The following is a 17,412-nucleotide window of genomic DNA, read 5'->3' as shown; positions in this document are numbered from 1 at the left end:
CCCACGGACTGGTGCGAATGACTACGCGTTGACCTAGTGAGTCGAACTCAATTCGGTCGTCTATCGTTGATTGCTCATCTGCATGTGACGAAAAAGGGATGGAGGCAATCAGGAGAAGATTGAGATATCGCATACTGAACTCGAATGCAGTGGTTGTTGGAGTGTCCAGTCTGGTTCGTTGCCTACTGCCAAGACGTGCCGAGGGTCATACAATTGAAGCGGATGTGATTCGTGTTTCGGATCGTCTGCCTAGCGCACGTTCACCGGCCCAATACTCTCCTTGGTGATGCACTACATGGGCGGCGATCTACCATCGGCATTCAGCACGGAAGGGTGTAGGTTTTAGCTTCCCCAAAAGAGGCATGCGCGTGCACGAAGAGAAGATCCGCCCCGTTCGATCCTCTGCGCCGGTTGAACGACAGGCTCAGCGACTGCCGCTGCTCGGCCTTGCCAGCTTCCTCGGCCTCCCCATCGGCGCCGCCGCTGCCCACGTCGCCACCGCCGCCAACCACGGGGTCACCGCAGGCGCCAGCACCACCGGCGTCTCCATCGGCGTACTCGCTTCAGCGGCCGTCGGCCTGATCGCGACGGTCGGCTCTCGCGTGCGTCAGGAGCGCTGGCCGTGGCTGGGCATCATCGGCGCGTTACTCAGTGCCGCGCCGCTGGTGCTGTTCCTGGTCGGGATGATGTTCAAGCACTGAGGCAGCCAGTGAGGCACGGCTGCCGACGTGGCCACTCCGTGCGGTGGTGCGTCGATCAAGCAGGCAGCGCCGCATCCAGTCGGTGCACTTCCACCGTGACGTGCACCAGCTCTTCATGCACAGAGAGCGCCTCGCGGATCTGATCGGCACTGAGTGGATCGGCGCTGACCAGGCTGGCCACGACCGCGTACTTGCCGCGGCCAACCTGCCAGACGTGCAGGTCGGACAGCTGCGCCGACCACGGCCCCTGTTCGATCACCTCGCGTACCTCCGCCACCACGGGCGCGTCCATCTGCGCATCCAGCAGCACGCGGCTGGTGTCGCGCAGCAGGCCGATCGCCCAGACGGTGACCAGTACTGCGCCCACCAGGCCCATCACCGGGTCCAGCCACGCTGCCCCCCAGACCTTGCCGCCGATCAGCGCGGCGATCGCGAGCATCGAGGTGGCGGCGTCGGCGATGACGTGCAGGTAGGCCGAGCGCAGGTTGAGGTCCTGGGTGCCATGGGCGCCATGACCGTGGTCGTGGTGGTCTGCGTGACCGCCGTGACCGCTCTGCTCATGCGCGTGGTGGTGCCCATGCCCATGGTGTTGGCCATGCGGGTGATGCCCGTGGTCATGGTTGTCGCGCAGCCACCATGCGCACAGCAGATTGACCGCCAGCCCGACCACCGCGATCGCAATGGCCTCGTTGTAGTGGATGGCACTGGGCACGAACAGCCGCTGCCCGGACTGCACGGCCATCAGCAGCGCGACGCCGAGCAGGGCAATGGCACTGGTGTAACCGGCCAGGATCTCGACCTTCCAGGTGCCGAAGGTAAAACGATGGTCGTGTGCATGGCGGCGTGCGAAACCGTACGCGAACACAGACAGCCCCAGCGCCAGTGCGTGCGAGCTCATGTGCCAGCCGTCGGCGAGCACGGCCATGGAGTTGAACCACCACCCGCCGATGATTTCCACGATCATCATCGCCGTGGTCAGCCAGAGCGCGCGCTGCGTGCTGCGCTCGGCCAGGGGATTGCCATCGTCGAACCGATGGGTGTGGCGGCGGGCGTCGGCGGCAGCGTTGAGGATCATGGGGCAATCCAGCCATTGGAAAATACCCCCATAGGGTATATGCTCCGGCCCCATGTCGCACGTTCAACATCACCGCAAACCCTTGCTCGCCCGGGTCCGCCGCATGGCGGGCCAGGTCGCCGCACTCGAAGCCTCCCTGCAGTCGGCCGATGCCGATTGCACCGATGTCCTGATGCAGGCCTCGGCCGTGCGCGGGGCGGCACACGCACTGTTGATGGCGCTGCTCGATGATCACCTGCAGGAGCACGTGGTCGGCCCGGACGATCCGGCCGAGCGCGCGGCCGAGGCCCAGGTGCTGGTCAAGCTGCTGCGCGCCTACGGCAAGTAGGCGGCGCAGCGCTCGCCCCGGCTCAGTGCCGGTGCCGCCGCCAGGCGTTCCACACATGCGTGCTGGCCAACAGCAGGCTGCCGACCACGGTCATCGGGGTCTCGGCCTCGTGGCTCGGCCAGCCCATGGCGCCGGCCAGCAGCAACAGCAGCCCGACCAACGCGGTGGCCATCGCCAGCACGGGCAGACGGTGCTGACGGTGCGCGCGCCACAGCGCGAAGCCGGTCACCGGCGCAGCAATCGCCACGAACAGGGCATGCACCCACTCGGCTTCGGCCCACACCCCCATCAGCGGGAGCATCGCCGCGAGCAGCGGCAGGGCCAGGCAGTGCAGCAGGCATAGGCCGGACAGCGCGATGGCGCCGGCATCCAACAGGGCAGAGGATCGCTTCATGGGGCGTGGGGGTCTTGGTCTGTGAATGTTATATAGTAACATTTCACTTCCCCTCCAGACCTGCTCCGCCATGACTGCCTCTGCTGCCCTTCATGATTCCCGTCTTCCGGTGACGGTGCTGTCCGGCTTCCTCGGTGCCGGCAAGACCACCCTGCTCAATCAGCTGCTGCGCAACCGCGAGGGCCGCCGGGTGGCGGTGATCGTCAACGACATGAGCGAGATCAATGTCGATGCGCAGCTGGTCCGCGATGGCGGCGCGGCGCTGAGCCGCACCGAGGAGACGCTGGTGGAGTTCAGCAACGGCTGCATCTGCTGCACGCTGCGCGATGACCTGCTGCACGAGGTGCGCAGGCTTGCGGCGGAGGGGCGCTATGACTACCTGCTGATCGAGTCGACCGGGATCGCCGAGCCGATGCCGGTCGCGGCGACCTTCTCGGTACGCGATGAGGATGGCTTCAGTCTGAGCGACATCGCGCGGCTGGATACGCTGGTGACGGTGGTCGATGGCGCGCAGTTTCTGCAGGATTTCGGCTCAAGCGACCGGCTGATCGACCGCGGCCAGCAGGCCGGTGAGGATGACGACCGTGGCGTGGTGAATCTGCTTGCCGAGCAGATCGAGTTCGCCAATGTGATCGTGGTGAGCAAGTGCGATCTGATCGATGACGACACGCTGCAGTCCACGCTGGCCGTGCTGCGCGCGATGAACCGCGATGCGCGGCTGGTGCTGTCCGAACACGGCAACGTGCCACTGCACGAGGTGCTCGATACCGGCCGCTACGACTTCGTCAAAGCCCAGCTGGCACCAGGCTGGATGCAGGCGCTGCGCGGGCAGCACACGCCGGAGACCGAGGAATACGGCATCACCAGTTTCGTCTACCGCTCGCGCCGGCCGTTCCATCCGCAACGCTTTGCGCGCTTGCTGGAGACCGGGCTGGGCAGCGTGATCCGCAGCAAGGGCTTCTTCTGGCTGGCCAACCGCATGGACTCGGTGGGGGAGCTGTCCAGTGTCGGTGCGGCCACGCAGACCTCGGTCGCGGGGGTCTGGTACGCCTCGCGCGAGCGCATGGAGGCGGGCCTGGAGAACACCGTGCCCGAGCTGCCGCCCACGCCCGTGCCCTACACGGATATCGGCTGGGCACGCCAGCAGGCGTCGTGCTGGACCGCGCCGCTGCCCACCGTGGATCAGGTCGGCGATGCGGGCGAGTACCAGGCGATGCGCAGGCTGTGGCATCCCTGGTGGGGCGACCGCCGCCAGGAGCTGGCGGTGATCGGCGTTGCGATGGACGAACACGCGGTGCGTGCCGAGCTGGATGCCTGCCTGCTCAACGATGAGGAACTGCGCGCCGGGCCGCTGTTGTGGCAGTTGTTGCCGGATGCGTTCCCGGCGTGGGCGCGCGCATGAGCCGAACGCTTTACACCGGCGTCAGCTGCCACCCCTGATCGGATGCGCGCAGGGTATGGCTCAAGCCGACCGCCTGCAGCAGCGCGTCATCGTGTGACACGATCATCAACGTGCCACTGTACTGGCGGAGCATCTGCTCCAGCGCGGCCAGCGAGGGCAGGTCGAGGTGATTGCCGGGTTCGTCGAGCAGCAGCAATTGCGGCGGCGTCTGTGCGTACAGCACCGACGCCAGCGCCGCCTTCAGGCGTTCGCCACCGCTGAGCGTGGCCAACGGCCGCAGGCTGCGCTCGGCATCCAGGCCGAGCAGGGCCAACTGCGTGCGCAGCGTGCCTTCGCTGGCCAACGGATGCGCGCGCTGCAGCAGTGACAGGGCCGAGGCGTCGCCGGGCAGCATCGTGAGCGACTGATCGAGCAGGGCGACGCTCGCCGCCACATCGACGTGCCCCGACACCGGCTGCAACGTGCCCGCCAACACCTTCAAGAGCGTGGATTTGCCACTGCCGTTGCGGCCCTGCACGCCGATCCGCTGGCCGCGCTGCACCGTGAGGTCCAGCGTCATCCAAGGTGCCTGCACCCACGGTAGTTCGGCGGCGATGAGCTCGGCCACGCGCTGGGGCCCGGGCTGGTGGATCACCGGGGCGAGCAGGGCGATCTCGATGTCCTGTTCCACCTCGCCGGCAGCCTCGCGCACGCGCGCATCCAGTTCGGTGCGGCGCTCGTGCTGCTGTGTTTGCAAGCGGCCGGCGCTGTGCTCGCTGCGGTTCTTCATGCCACCGAGCAGGATCGGTGCCTGGTTGGCGGTGCGTGCCTCGCGTGTGGCGCGCGCCTGCCGATGCGCCATCTTTTCGCGCTGATCGCGCAGCTCGGTCTGCTGCTGGCGGCGCTCGCGCTTGCGCAGGGCCAGTTGGGAATCCGCGCTGCGCCGCTGGTCCTGCTTCTGTTCGGTGTAGAGATCGTAGTTGCCGCCGTACTGGCGCAGCCCGCCGGGCGACAGTTCGACGGTGCGCGCCATGTGCCGCAGCAGCGTGCGGTCGTGGCTGATCACGATCAGGCCGCCGTGCCAGCGCTGCAGCGCCTCGATCAGGCGTGCGCGATGGGCGGCGTCAAGGTGGTTGCTGGGTTCATCCAGGATCAGGCCCTCGGCACCGGACAGGAACGCACCGGCCAGCGCGACCTGCATCGCCTGGCCACCACTGAGCGTGGCCGCCGGCCGCAGGGGATCCAGCGCGGGCAGCCCGAGCAGCTGCCATTGCGCCTGCAACTGCTCGCGGAGGTCCCAGCGCTCCCCCACACGGGTGAAGTCGTCCGGATCGACGCTGCCGGCTTCGATGCGGTGCAGGGCGTCGAGCACTGCGCCGACACCGGCCAGATCGGCGATACGGCCTGCGGGCACGCCGCTGTGCTGCGTGAGCAGGTGCACCGGCCCGCTGCGCAGGATGCGGCCGGCCGTGGGCGTGAGATCGCCACTGAGCAGGTGCGCGAGCAGGCTTTTGCCCACGCCGTTGCGCCCGACCAGGCCGGTCGGGGTGCCGTCGAACGCGGCGGACAGTTCGGAAAACAGAACCCGGCCGTCGGGCAGGGTATGCGTCACGCGATCGAGCGTGAGAGCGAATGCGGTCATGCGACCTCCATTGGATGCCAAAGACTCCCCTCCTGCGGAACAGGTGGGTGGAGACGGGCCGTCAGACGACGGCGGCATCAATGGCGCATGTAGGCCTACCTCGGCAACAAAGGCGGCTGACTGCCGCGCGGCCAGTATAAAACCGCCCGGCGGCAGGGCGATGAACGCCGCCTGCTCAGCAGCTGACGCCGGTCAGCCGGGCGCTGATGAAATCGATGAAGACCCGCAGCTTGGGCAGCACATGGCGGCCGGAGGGCCACAGCAGGTAGAAGGTGCCGCAGGCATGGATACGGTCGGCCATCACCCGCTGCAGGCGGCCGTCGGCCAGTGCCTCGCGCACCGAGTGCTCGGGGATGTAGGCGATGCCGCGCCCGGCCAGCGCGAAGGCCAGCCGCGCTTCGATCGTATTGCTGACCATCGAGACCGGCAGTGCGAGCGGCGCGGCGCCCGGCGTCTGCGGCAGCGGCCACGGCTCCAGCTTGCCGCTGCTGGGGAAGCGGTAGTGCAGGCAGTCGTGGTGCAACAGATCCTCAGGCGCGCATGGGGTGCCGCGGCGGGCCAGGTAATCCGGGGAGGCGACCAGATAGCGCGGAAACACGCCGAGCTGTCGGGCGCTCAGGCGCGAGTCGGTCGGCTCGCTGACCCGCAGCACGGCGTCGAAGCCTTCCTCGATCACATCCACCAGCCGGTCATCGAAATCCAGCTCCAGGCGGATGCCGGGATACGCGGCCATGAACTCGGTGAGCAGCGGCAGCGAGATGTCGCCGACCAGCGGCAGACTGACCCGCAGCACCCCCGTGGGCGCCTCGGTCTGCTGGACCAGCTCGTCACGGGCGGCGTCACGCTCATCGAGGATGCGCCGGCACCGGACCAGGAAGCGCTCGCCCTCGGCGGTGAGGGTGACGCTGCGGGTGCTGCGATGAAACAGCCGCACGCCGAGTGCCTGCTCCAGCCGCGACACCGTCTTGCCGGCCGCCGAGGCGGAGATGCCGAGCATGCGGCCGGTCTCGACGAAGCTGCGGGTGTCGGCGACTTGCACGAAGGTCTGCAGGTTGCCGAGATTGTCCAAGGCTGACATGGGCGGTTGCACGGGGGGGGAAGGGGGGAACTGTAGCGGTCGGCAGCGCTGGCGGGGCGGGAGGCGGGGGCATCGGCCCGCAACACTGCGGTGCGCCGGTGCTTGGTTCCGGCCGAAGACCTTGGCGGGAGGGCACTTCACCGATTGCGGCCTGGCCGGTCCGGAATGTGCGGAGCGCCAACCGGCTGTTTCCCTGGCGGCTCACCGCCTACCGTGGCGCTCCCCCTTCTGCTGGTGCCCCCATGTCCTCCCTACCAGAGCTCCGCGAGCCCACCTCCTTCGATGCGCTACCCACCCAGGCGCGCCCATGAGCGGGCACGCGGTCGGTTCCACCGCCATCCCCCAGCCCAACGCCGCCAGCCGGTTGCCGTTCGGCGGGCTGCTGGCGCTGGCCTGCGCGGGTTTCATCACCATCCTCACCGAGGCGCTTCCGGCCGGCCTGCTTTCGCCGATGAGCGCCGATCTCGGCGTCAGCCGCGCGCTGGTCGGCCAGCTGGTCACGATCTACGCGCTGGGCTCGCTGGTCGCCGCGCTGCCGATGACCGCGCTGACCCGGCGCTGGCCGCGCCGCCCGCTGCTGCTGACCGCGATCGCCGGCTTCGTGGTGGTCAACACCATCACCGCGATGACGCACCACTACGGCCTGATGCTGGTCGCGCGCTTCTGCGCGGGCATCAGCGCGGGCCTGCTGTGGTCGCTGGTGGCCGGTTATGCCAGCCGCATGGTGGTGCCGCAGCTGCAGGGCCGCGCGATCGCGGTGGCGATGGTCGGCACGCCGCTGGCACTGTCGTTGGGCATCCCCGCCGGCACGCTGCTCGGCCAGACCATCGGCTGGCGCTGGGCGTTCGGGTTGATGTCGCTGCTCAGCGTCGGCCTGCTGGTGTGGGCGCGGCTGGTGCTGCCGCCCTTGCCGGCCCCGGGCGCGGCGGCCCAGCAGCCGCTGGGCAACGTACTGCGGCTGCGCGGCATGCGCACCGCGTTGCTGACGATGTTCCTGTACGTGCTGGCGCACAACGTGCTCTACACCTACATCGAACCGTTTGCGGCGCTGTCCGGCGCGGCGGCCTGGCTGGATCGCCTGCTGCTGGTGTTCGGCGTGGCCGCGCTGGTCGGCATCTGGATCACCGGCCTGCTGGTGGACCGCTGGCTGCGCGCGCTGGTGATCTCCAGCACGGTGGCCTTCGCACTCTCGGCGGTGGCGTTCGGCCTGTGGCCGGGCTCGCCGTGGGTGCTGGTGATCGGCACGGTGGTCTGGGGAATTTCCTTCGGTGGCGTCCCCACGCTGTTCCAGACTGCCGTGGCGCGTCGTGCCGACGAGGCCGGGGACATCGCGCAGTCGTTCGTGGTGACGGGCTGGAATCTGGCCATCGCGCTGGCGGGCATCGTCGGCGGCGTGATGCTGGAAACCGTCGGTGAACGCTGGCTGCCCGCGGTCCTGCTGGTGCTGCTGCTGGCCACGTTGGTGGTGGTGCTGCGCCAGCCGCGTGCGTGGGCCCCGATCGCGCACTGAGCCCAGCCGCCGCACACGGCAAGGTGGGCCGCGATACCCGGCGCTATGCTGGGGCCGGGTATCGCGATTGGAGCAGCGGGTGCGCAAGGGATTCGTTCGATGGGGTGTGCTGGCACTGCTGTGCGTGGCCGGCAGTGCGCACGCAGCCGAGCCGGAGCGACACATCGCGCTGACGATCGATGATCTGCCCTGGCAGCGTCTGGACGAACGCGCCGAGCCCGCGCTTGCCGCCCGTCATGCACAGTTGATCGCAGCCCTGAAGCGGGCCGACGTGCCGGTGGTGGGGTTCGTCAATGAGGTCAAACTCGAGGTGGATGGACAGGTGCAACCTGCGCGCGTGCAGATGCTGCGCGACTGGCGCGATGCCGGGTTCGAGCTGGGCAACCATACGTTCGGCCATGTCGATCTGCATGCGATCGGCTTGGCCGCGTATGAGCAGGACATCCTGCGCGGTGAAGCTACCCTGCGCCCACTGCTGGCCGAAACCGGGCAGGCACCGCGCTGGTTCCGGCATCCCTATCTGCGTGCCGGGCAATCCCCTGAAGAACGTGCTGCGCTGGGCGTGTTCCTGCAGCAGCACGGCTATCAGGTCGCGCCGGTGACGGTCGACAACAGCGAGTGGATCTGGGCGTTCGCCTACGATCACGTGCGCGATACCGAGAGCGATCCCATCGCGCGGGAGGCCCGCCTGCGCCAGCTGCGCCGTGGCTATGTGCCCTACATGCTCAACAAGCTGGACTACTACGAGCAGCAGGGGCAGCAGCTGCTGGGCCGGCTGCCTGCACAGGTGTGGTTGATCCACGCCAATGCGCTCAGCGCGGACTGTGTGGAAGAACTGGTCGCAGCCACGCGCCGGCGCGGCTATCGCTTCATCTCGCTGGAGGTGGCCCTGCAGGATCCGGCGTATCAGCATGCCGATGGCTACAACGGGGCCGGCGGCATCAGCTGGATCCAGCGCTGGGCGATGGCGGAGAACGCACCGAAGGCCTTCTACGCAGGCGAGCCCCAGGTACCGGCGTGGGTGATGACGCTGGCCGGCCTGGAGGCGGAATAACGCAACGGCTCAGGCCGGCGTGTCGCTGTTGGGGTTCTGCATGTCCTCCGGTGCCTGCCCGTACTGCTGCTGACGCTGCTGGTGGAACGCGATGAACTCGGCCGGCGGCAGGGCCTTGGAGAACAGCCAGCCCTGCCCGAACTCCACCTGGCGCGCCTGCAGGTAGGCAAGCTGAGCCGGGGTTTCCACGCCCTCCGCCACGGTGAACAGCCCGAGGGTCTTGGCCATGTCGATGATGTGCGAGGTGACCGGGCTGGTGGCGCTGTCGGTCCCGATCGCATCGATGAACGACTTGTCGATCTTCAGCGCATCCAGCGGCAGTTGCTGGAGGTACTGCAGGCTGGAATAGCCGACACCGAAGTCGTCGATCGCCACGCAGTGCCCCATCCGCCGTGCATTGGCCAGGCTGGTGCGCGCCCGGCGGATATCGATGAAACCGCGCTCGGTCGCCTCCAGCCAGATCTGCTGGGGATGGATGCCTGTCCCGTGCAGCTTGGTGCTCAGCACCTTCAGTGCCCGTCCGCTGCTGACATCCTCGGCGGCCAGATTGATCGCGATGTGCGCGCTGCGGTCCTGCACCAGCAACGCGCGCATGTCCGCGATCACGTGGTCGATGACTTGGTCGGTCAGCGCCTCGATCAGCCCGGCCTCCTCGGCCAGCGGGATGAACAGATCCGGCCGCACCAGGCTGCCGTCGGGACGGCGCCAGCGCACCAGCGATTCGGCGCCCACGCAGATGCCGGTATCCAGCTCGATGATCGGCTGGTAGTGCATGAAGAACTCACGCCTGCGGACGGCTGTGGCCAGTTCGCCTCGCAGCGACAGCCGCCGCCGCGACAGCCACACCACGCCGCCGATCGCCGCCAGCGCGCCCAGCACCCCCAGCGGAATGAACTGCCCGATCTGGTGGCGGAATGCGGCAACCAGATCGGTGCGTGGGGCGGTGGCGATGGCCAGCCATTCCTGGTCCTGCGCGGTGGCATACAGCGTCTGCCCTTCGATACCACTTGCCGGCTCGCGCAGCAGCCGTTGCAGCAGGGCCTGGTCCTGAATGTCCTGCTGGGCGATCAGCCGTCCGTCGGGGCTGGCGACGGCCAGCCGCACGTTGGGATCGACGATCACATCGATCAACCGCGCCGGATCCATCAGGATGTCGTAGTGGCCGTAACTCAGGGCCATCAAGGGCTGCTGCGGCGTGCCGGCGAGCGGACGGATGTCCAGCGTAATGCCGGCGCCCTCGGCGGTGACATAGGTCGGTGGGGGCTGCACGACCCCGGGGTCCATCGGCCCCCACGAGGTGCAGGCCAGCCGGCCGTTCTCGAAGTACCCGATCTGCTCGGCCGAGTGGGTGCGCATCACCAGTCCGCGCATCACCTGCAGGTGCTCGGGCGAGCAGGGCACCAGGGTGCTGCGGTTGAGTTCACGCAGGGTGTTCAACGCGCCCTCGTAGGCGCGGTGCGCGCGCTGCAGGGTGCGCTCGGCGGTGGTCTGCAGCCGCACCTGTTCGAACTCGCTGGCGCGGCTCCAGGTGAAATAGAACACCGTGGCGATCGGCACCAGGGCGCCAAGCAGGGCGAGCACTACAGTGACGGCAATGATCCTGACGCGGTTCAAGCAGACCTCGATGCCTAGTCGAAAAGGGGTTCCATGGCAGCCCGGCGGGCCAGGGGACTCACCGCCCCGAGCCGCTATATGACCATCAGTGCGCGGGGATTGAAACAATGCCGCGCGCCGGGACGGGCGGGATAGGAGGCGGGACGCTCCATTAGGGGTTGAATCCGTCACCCTTGGGCAGGTCGCCGGCGCTTGCCGGCATAGCGACCCGGTATTCACCTTCGGTTCGCGCCCCCGGCCGGATCATCGCGCCGCACCCTTCCGTGCCCCGATCCGAGCCCGATGAATCCGACCCTGCCTGCCGCGTTGGCCCTGTTGTCGTTGCTGTTGCCTGGCCTGGCATCGGCGCGCACGGTCTATCGCTGCGTGCAGAGCAACACGGTCAGCCTGGCCACCGCACCGGAACCGGGCTCCAGATGCACGCCGCAGCAGATCGACGACAACGCCGTGCAGACCCCCAACCTGTGGGGCAACATGGGCGTCTTCAGCGGCACGCTGTATGAGCGTGAGCAGGACGGTGCGCTGGTCTACTCCACCCGCAACCTGCCCGGCTCGCGCGTGTTCCTGAAGTTCACCGTGGCCACGCCCCCGGGCGAGCCGGCGCACGAAGGCCTGGGCAAGGTCGGCACGCCGCAGTTGAACCGGCATGCCAAGCAGTTCAAGGCGGCAGCCAAAGCCACCGGCGTGGACGATGCCTGGCTGCGCGCGATCGCGCATGCCGAGAGTGGCTTCGATGCCGGCGCGATCTCACCCAAGGGCGCCCAGGGCGTGATGCAGCTGATGCCCGATACCGCCACCGAATACGGCGTGGCCGATCCCCTCTCGGCCGAACAGTCGATCAGCGGTGGCGCGCGTTACATGAAGGCCTTGCTGCGCCGCTACAAGGGCGACCGCGTGCTGGCGGCCGCCGCGTACAACGCCGGCATCGGTGCGGTGACGCGCTACAAGGGCGTGCCGCCGTATGCGGAAACGCTGGCCTACGTGGAGAAGGTCAGTGCGCTGTACGTGCGCTACCGCGAAGCGATGGGGTTCAAGGTGGAAACGCCGGCGAAATAGCGCGGCGTTTCAGGGCGGAACGTCCGCGCTGGGCACGCGCTGTGCCGCACATCACTGGTTTCATGCGGTACGTCCTTCCATGGCGTCAGCCCGTATTGAAACAGGAACGAGGCATCCACACAGGTCGCTGTCGCCGCGCAGGGTTTGCAGGCACGCCACGAGCGGCTAAGGTCGTGGCCCGAACAGCAGCAGGCAAGGACAGCGATGACGCGCGGACGATGGACGATGGTGGTGCTGATCGCAGCCCTGATGGCGGCGGCCCTGGCATGGACTTTCCTGCGCGAACCGGCCGCGCCCGCGCCGCCGCCGGGCCCGGTGGCGACCGTGCTCGGCTGGACGCCGCAGTTCAGCGTGCTGGCCGGCGACGGTGTCGGTGGCACTGCGGACGGCCCGGCCCTCCAGGCGCGCTTCGCCGATCCCTACGGGCTGGCGGTGGACGCGCACGGCGTGGTCTACATCGCCGATGCCGGCGACAACAACCGCATCCGCCGCGTTCACCCCGACGGCCGCGTGGACACGCTGGCCGGGCACGGCGAGGGCTGGCGCGATGGCGCCGCGCTGCAGGCGCAGTTCAATACACCGTCCGGCATCGCGTTGGATGCGGCCGGCAACGTCTACGTCGCCGACACCGGCAACCACGTGATCCGCCGCATCGCGGTGGACGGCACCGTGAGCACGCTGGCAGGGGATGGCCAGCGGGGCTTCGTCGATGGGCCAGCCGCGCAGGCGCGGTTCGATGGACCGATGGGGGTGGCGGTGGCCGCCGGTGGCCGCGTGTATGTGGCCGATACCTACAACGACCGCATCCGCGTGATCGAGCCCGATGGCCGTGTGCATACCCTGGCTGGTGGCGAGCGCCCAGGGCTGGTGGAGGGCATCGGCGCGGCCACCCGCCTGGATACGCCGGTGGCGCTGGCGTTGGATCCGCAGGGCAACCTGCTGATCGCCGACCTGTTCAACAACGCGATCCGCCAGCTTGCGCCGGATGGCACGCTGAGCACGCGCGTGGCCGACGGCGGTCTGCTCAGTGGGCCCCTGTCCGTGGCAGTAACCCATGACGGGGTGATCTACGCCAGCGACATCAACGGCAAGGTGGTGCAGATCTCGGCGCAGGGCCACCAGCTCGCGCTGGCGGGTGTGCCGCCGCAGCCGCGCTTTGCCCGGCCGACCGCACTCGCACTGGATGCCGATGGCGGGCTGTATCTGGCCGATGCCGCGTCCTACCGGGTGCACCGGCTGCGTGCGCTGGCCGCGGGCCAGACTGCGCCGCCGGCCCTGATCGGCCCGGCACCGGACGCGCCGTTGCCCGACACCGCCGGCCGTTGGCCACTGGCGCCGCAGGACGGCTGGCATGAGGTGGTCGGCACGCTGGGCGAGGTGCGCGGCGATTTCAAGGGCGAGAGTCGCCACCATCTGCACGGTGGCTTCGACATCCGCGGCGATGTCGGTCAGCCGGTGCTGGCGATTGCCGACGGCAAGGTCGATACGCCGTTCGCGGCGTGGTCGGTCGGCGGCCAGGCCGAAGGCCTTTCGCTGGGCCGGCTCAAGTACATCCACATGAAGGTCGGCCGTGACCCGCGCGATCGTGCGTTCGATCCGCGCTGGCAGCAGGTGTCCGGTGAGGACGGCACGTTGGAGCGCATCCGCGTGCGTCGCGGCACCCGTTTCGCCGCCGGCGAAGCGCTGGGCAGCATCAACCGCATGGCGCATGTCCACCTGAGCGTGGGCGCCAGTGGCTTCGAGCGCAATGCGGTGGCGCTGGGCTTCACCGGCTATGCCGATACGTTCGCGCCGCGCATCACCGAGGTCGCCGTGCTGGACGATCTGGACCAGCCGATCAAGGCCGGTGCCGACGGACGCGTTGCGATCCCCCGCCAGGGCCCGGGCGTGCAGATCGTGGTGGAAGCATGGGACCAAGTGGATCGCAACCTGCCACGGCGGCGGTTGGGGCTGTACCAGGTCGGCTACCAGGTGCTGGACGCACAGGGCCAGCCGCTGGCCGGCTACGAGCAGCCGCGCTTCAACATCGTGTTCAACCGGATGCCGCGCGAAGACAGCGCCACCCGCGTGGCCTATGCGCCGGACAGTGGCATCACCGTGCATGGCAGCGCGGTCACCCGGTTCCGCTATCTGGTCACCAACACCGTGCGTGACGGATTGGTCGAGACCGGGCGCTGGCAGCCGGATGCGTTGCCGGCCGGCGAGTACATCCTGCGTGCCAGTGCGCGCGACTACAGTGGCAATGAGGCGGTCGGCCCGCGCGATCTGAAGATCACGCTGCTTCCCTGAGCGACATCAGGCGCCGACGCGCACGCGCTCGGCGTCCATGTCGGCCAGGGGCCGCACCTCGATGCTGCCGAAACGCGACCACGGGAATTGCTGGGCGATGCGCATCGCCTCGGTGTGGTCCGGCGCGTTGATCAGGTTGAAGCCGGCCAGCAGTTCGTGGGTCTCGGCGAACGGGCCATCGGTGATCCGGGTCTGGCCCTGACGCACACGTACGGTGCGCGCGCTGTCGACCGGTTCCAGCTTCTGCGCGAGCACCAGCGTGCCCTCGGCCTGCAACCGGTCGGCGTGCTGCAGGCAGTCGTGCATCAGGCGGTCGTACTCTTCGCCGGGCAGGGCGTGCAACAGGCCCTCGTCGATATAGATCAGCAGAAGAAATTGCATGGCCGGACCGGGGTGGGCGGGGGAATCCGCATGATGCCCCAGCCCGCGCCCGTGGCGTGTTGCAACGCCGCAGCGGTGCCCTGTTCAGCGATGGAAAAATAAATCGGTCGGGCCTGTCGATTTCCGCCTCGCCGGCACGTTGTATCCAGTGAACGGCCCGGGGTCCGGGCTGGCACACAGGAGCACCCCGTGAAAGTCATGGTACTGGTCAAGGCAACGGCGGCCACCGAGGCCGGTCAGCTGCCCACCGAGCAGGAGATCCGCGCCATGGGCGCCTACAACGAGCAGCTGGTCCAGGCCGGGATCATGCTGGCGGGCGAGGGCCTGCACCCGACCTCGCGCGCACGCCGGGTGGCCTTCGGCAGCGAACCGCCGCGGGTGATCGACGGCCCGTTCGCCGAAACCCGCGAGCTGGTCTGCGGGTTCTGGCTCTGGCAGGTCCGCTCGCTGGACGAGGCCACCGAGTGGCTCAAGCGCGCGCCGTTCGCCGCTGGCGATGTGGTCGAGCTGCGGCCAATCCTCAGTGCCGAGGATTTCGGCGCCGCCTTCACTCCTGAATTACAGGCGCAGGAACAGCGTCTGCGCGACCAGATCGGCACGGCCGATTGATCCATCCCGCATGCCTGGAGCATTCCCATGAAACTGATTCCGTTCCTCGGCTTCAACGGCAAGACCCATGAGGCCATGGCGTTCTACGCGCAGGTGCTCGGCGGCAAGGTCACCTCGGAGATGAAGTACCGCGATATGCCACCGATGGAGAGCAAGGAGGGCTGTGGCGAGATGCCGCCGGAAACGCTGGACCACGTTGCCCACAGCCAGCTGGAGGTTGGCTCGGCGGTGCTGATGGCCGCCGATGGCCCGTCGCCGGACGGTCAGGGCAGCACCACGATCAACATCGAGGTCGACTCGATCGACGAGGCCGAGCGCGTATTCAAGGCGCTGGCCGACGGGGGTGAGATCAAGATGCCGATGACCGAAACCTTCTGGGCCCATCGCTGGGGCTTTCTGATCGACCGCTACGGCAAGCCGTGGATGGTCAACTGCATGAAGCAGCCTTGATTCTTCCGCTCAACAGGAGCCGTCCACATGTCCAACGCGACGCAGCAGATGATCTTCGTCAATCTCCCGGTGCGTGATCTGGAGGCCTCCAAGGCATTCTTCGCCGCCCTCGGCTACACCTTCAACCCGACTTTCACCGATGAGAAAGCGGCCTGCATGATCATCAGCGACAGCATCTTTGTGATGTTGCTGGTGGAGACCTTCTTCGCGCAGTTCACGACCCAACCGATCAGCGATGCACGCCGCCAGACCGAGGTGATCACCTGCCTGTCGGCCGAGAGCCGCAAGGCGGTCGATGTGCTGGTGGACACGGCGCTGAAGGCCGGTGCCCGTGAGCCGCAGCCCGCGCGTGACTACGGTTTCATGTACCAGCGCGGCTTCCAGGACCTGGATGGGCACCTGTGGGAGATCGCGCACATGGAGGGCGAACCCGGGTGACGGCACGCCGCGGTGCGGCTTGTGCCCCGGCCGCACCGGTGCTCTGATCGGCCGCATGGACACGGCACTGACGCAACGACTGGAGACGATCTGGCGCATGGAATCGCCAGTGTTGACCGCCCGCCTGACCCGCCTGCTTGGCGGCGATGTCGGCCGTGCCGAAGAGCTGGTCCAGGACACCTGGCTGGCCGCGCTGGAGCGCTGGCCCAGCCAGGGCGTGCCGGACAACCCCGGAGCGTGGCTGATGACCACCGCGCGCAACCGCGCCATCGATGTGCTGCGCCAGCACCAGCGCGTCGCCGGCCAGCATGCGCAGTACGGCAGCGAGCTGGAGCCGCTGCCATTGCCGGCGCCTGACGACAGCGGTGCGCTGGAAGACGATATCGGCGATGACCTGCTGCGGTTGATGTTCGTCGCCTGCCATCCGGTGCTGGCCGCCGATGCGCGTGTGGCGTTGACGCTGCGGCTGCTCGGCGGGCTGACCACCGAGGAGATCGCGCGCGCGTTCCTCGCCCCGGAGCCGACCATCGCCCAGCGCATCGTGCGTGCCAAACGCACCCTGGCGCAGAAGCAGGTCCCGTTCGAAGTGCCGCGCCAGGCCGCCTTGCCGGAGCGGTTGGCTTCGGTACTGGAGGTGGTCTACCTGATCTTCAACGAAGGCTATGCGGCCAGTGCCGGCGACGACTGGATGCGCCCGGCCTTGTGCGATGAAGCGCTGCGGCTCGGCCGCGTGTTGGCCAGCCGCCTGCCGACCTGGCCACAGGTGCACGGACTGCTCGCGTTGATGGAACTGCAGGCATCGCGCACCGCCGCGCGCACCGATGCGACCGGCACACCAATCCTGCTGCCCGACCAGGACCGCACGCGCTGGGACTGGCTGCAGATCGCTCGTGGCCAGGCGGCCCTGCAGCAGGCGATTGCGCTCGGTGGTGGTGACGATCCCTATGCACTGCAGGCGGCCATCGCCGAGTGCCACGCACGCGCACGCCGCGCCGAAGACACCGATTGGGCAAGGATGGCGGCGCTTTACGCGCGGCTTGCGCAGGTGCAGCCTTCGCCGGTGGTGGACCTCAATCGGGCCGTTGCCGTGTCGCGTGCGCAGGGAGCTGCGGCGGCCTGGCCGCTGGTCGAGCAGCTCAGCGCTGATGCGCGCCTTCGCGACTATGCGCCGCTGGCCGTAGTGCAGGGCGACCTGCTGGCCCAGCTGGGCCGTGCGGCCGACGCACGGGCGGCGTTCGAGCGGGCAGCAGCGCTGACCGCCAACGGCCGCGAACGCGCGCTGTTGCAGGCGCGCGCGGAGGCTCTGGCACAAGGCTGACGCAATCTCATCTTGTCGGTCTGCATGGTTGCGGCTATCGTTGCGCCCTTCACAAGCATGACTGGGGCTGACCCCCGGTCAGCAACCACAGGGA

The 17,412-nt window shown here is 68.3% G+C and carries 17 protein-coding genes; 11 read left to right on the top strand and 6 right to left on the bottom strand.

Features of this window, described 5'->3' with window-relative positions:
* Positions 1 to 362 precede the first annotated feature (362 nt).
* On the top strand, positions 363 to 701 hold the full coding sequence (locus tag AC1DIQ_RS15135) for a hypothetical protein (RefSeq protein ID WP_282260201.1): 339 nt from the start codon (positions 363 to 365) through the stop codon (positions 699 to 701).
* 55 nt (positions 702 to 756) lie between these two features.
* Here AC1DIQ_RS15135 and dmeF read toward each other — a convergent pair whose 3' ends face one another.
* A complete protein-coding gene (dmeF, locus tag AC1DIQ_RS15130) occupies positions 757 to 1,776 on the bottom strand; it encodes a CDF family Co(II)/Ni(II) efflux transporter DmeF (RefSeq protein ID WP_282260199.1) in 1,020 nt (339 codons plus the stop codon).
* A 52-nt stretch (positions 1,777 to 1,828) separates the two neighbouring features.
* Here dmeF and AC1DIQ_RS15125 point away from each other — a divergent pair, with 52 nt between their 5' ends.
* Positions 1,829 to 2,104 carry a metal-sensing transcriptional repressor gene (locus tag AC1DIQ_RS15125; RefSeq protein WP_282260197.1) on the top strand — a complete coding sequence of 92 codons (276 nt, stop codon included), beginning with the start codon at positions 1,829 to 1,831 and terminating at the stop codon, positions 2,102 to 2,104.
* 22 nt (positions 2,105 to 2,126) lie between these two features.
* Here the strand turns inward: AC1DIQ_RS15125 and AC1DIQ_RS15120 are convergent, their stop codons facing one another.
* Positions 2,127 to 2,498, bottom strand: coding sequence for a MerC domain-containing protein (locus AC1DIQ_RS15120; protein WP_282260195.1), 372 nt, complete (start codon positions 2,496 to 2,498; stop codon positions 2,127 to 2,129).
* 70 nt (positions 2,499 to 2,568) lie between these two features.
* On the opposite strand from AC1DIQ_RS15120, the gene AC1DIQ_RS15115 reads away from it, so the two are divergent.
* Positions 2,569 to 3,900: a GTP-binding protein gene (locus tag AC1DIQ_RS15115; protein WP_478050318.1), complete on the top strand. Its 1,332-nt coding sequence runs from the start codon at positions 2,569 to 2,571 to the stop codon at positions 3,898 to 3,900.
* A gap of 10 nt (positions 3,901 to 3,910) precedes the next feature.
* Here the strand turns inward: AC1DIQ_RS15115 and AC1DIQ_RS15110 are convergent, their stop codons facing one another.
* Together AC1DIQ_RS15110 and AC1DIQ_RS15105 are read right to left on the bottom strand one after the other, a co-directional pair.
* Positions 3,911 to 5,521 carry an ABC-F family ATP-binding cassette domain-containing protein gene (locus tag AC1DIQ_RS15110; RefSeq protein WP_478050317.1) on the bottom strand — a complete coding sequence of 537 codons (1,611 nt, stop codon included), beginning with the start codon at positions 5,519 to 5,521 and terminating at the stop codon, positions 3,911 to 3,913.
* 175 nt (positions 5,522 to 5,696) lie between these two features.
* Positions 5,697 to 6,599, bottom strand: coding sequence for a LysR family transcriptional regulator (locus AC1DIQ_RS15105; RefSeq protein WP_121042383.1), 903 nt, complete (start codon positions 6,597 to 6,599; stop codon positions 5,697 to 5,699).
* A 307-nt stretch (positions 6,600 to 6,906) separates the two neighbouring features.
* Here AC1DIQ_RS15105 and AC1DIQ_RS15100 point away from each other — a divergent pair, with 307 nt between their 5' ends.
* Both AC1DIQ_RS15100 and AC1DIQ_RS15095 read left to right on the top strand, forming a co-directional pair.
* Positions 6,907 to 8,109: an MFS transporter gene (locus tag AC1DIQ_RS15100; protein WP_478050316.1), complete on the top strand. Its 1,203-nt coding sequence runs from the start codon at positions 6,907 to 6,909 to the stop codon at positions 8,107 to 8,109.
* 79 nt (positions 8,110 to 8,188) lie between these two features.
* Entirely contained in the window at positions 8,189 to 9,163 is a 975-nt protein-coding gene (locus tag AC1DIQ_RS15095; RefSeq protein ID WP_478050315.1) for a polysaccharide deacetylase family protein, read from the top strand.
* A gap of 9 nt (positions 9,164 to 9,172) precedes the next feature.
* On the opposite strand, the gene AC1DIQ_RS15090 is transcribed toward AC1DIQ_RS15095, so the two are convergent.
* Entirely contained in the window at positions 9,173 to 10,777 is a 1,605-nt protein-coding gene (locus AC1DIQ_RS15090) for an EAL domain-containing protein (protein WP_121042389.1), read from the bottom strand.
* A gap of 282 nt (positions 10,778 to 11,059) precedes the next feature.
* Between AC1DIQ_RS15090 and AC1DIQ_RS15085 the strand changes: the two genes are divergently transcribed.
* Positions 11,060 to 11,833, top strand: coding sequence for a lytic transglycosylase domain-containing protein (locus tag AC1DIQ_RS15085; RefSeq protein ID WP_070426523.1), 774 nt, complete (start codon positions 11,060 to 11,062; stop codon positions 11,831 to 11,833).
* Between the two features lie 204 nt (positions 11,834 to 12,037).
* The gene (locus AC1DIQ_RS15080; RefSeq protein ID WP_478050314.1) at positions 12,038 to 14,122 is read left to right on the top strand and encodes a gluconolaconase; all 2,085 of its coding nucleotides are present in this window, start codon (positions 12,038 to 12,040) and stop codon (positions 14,120 to 14,122) included.
* A 6-nt stretch (positions 14,123 to 14,128) separates the two neighbouring features.
* On the opposite strand, the gene AC1DIQ_RS15075 is transcribed toward AC1DIQ_RS15080, so the two are convergent.
* A complete protein-coding gene (locus AC1DIQ_RS15075) occupies positions 14,129 to 14,503 on the bottom strand; it encodes a YciI family protein (RefSeq protein WP_478050313.1) in 375 nt (124 codons plus the stop codon).
* Positions 14,504 to 14,692: 189 nt separating this feature from the next.
* Between AC1DIQ_RS15075 and AC1DIQ_RS15070 the strand changes: the two genes are divergently transcribed.
* From AC1DIQ_RS15070 to AC1DIQ_RS15055, 4 genes are read left to right on the top strand one after another with little or no spacing between them, the layout of a single operon-like run.
* Positions 14,693 to 15,112, top strand: coding sequence for a YciI family protein (locus AC1DIQ_RS15070; protein ID WP_019185730.1), 420 nt, complete (start codon positions 14,693 to 14,695; stop codon positions 15,110 to 15,112).
* 27 nt (positions 15,113 to 15,139) lie between these two features.
* Positions 15,140 to 15,562 (top strand): VOC family protein, encoded by a 423-nt coding sequence (locus tag AC1DIQ_RS15065; RefSeq protein WP_152152999.1) that lies wholly within the window; start codon positions 15,140 to 15,142, stop codon positions 15,560 to 15,562.
* 27 nt (positions 15,563 to 15,589) lie between these two features.
* Entirely contained in the window at positions 15,590 to 16,000 is a 411-nt protein-coding gene (locus AC1DIQ_RS15060) for a VOC family protein (protein ID WP_152153002.1), read from the top strand.
* A 55-nt stretch (positions 16,001 to 16,055) separates the two neighbouring features.
* Complete coding sequence (locus tag AC1DIQ_RS15055; RefSeq protein ID WP_478050312.1) at positions 16,056 to 17,318, top strand: RNA polymerase sigma factor; 1,263 nt, start codon at positions 16,056 to 16,058, stop codon at positions 17,316 to 17,318.
* Positions 17,319 to 17,412: the final 94 nt, after the last annotated feature.

It is taken from the genome of Stenotrophomonas sp. 05L413 (assembly GCF_056397945.1).
This window is presented reverse-complemented; position numbering and strand designations above follow the sequence as displayed.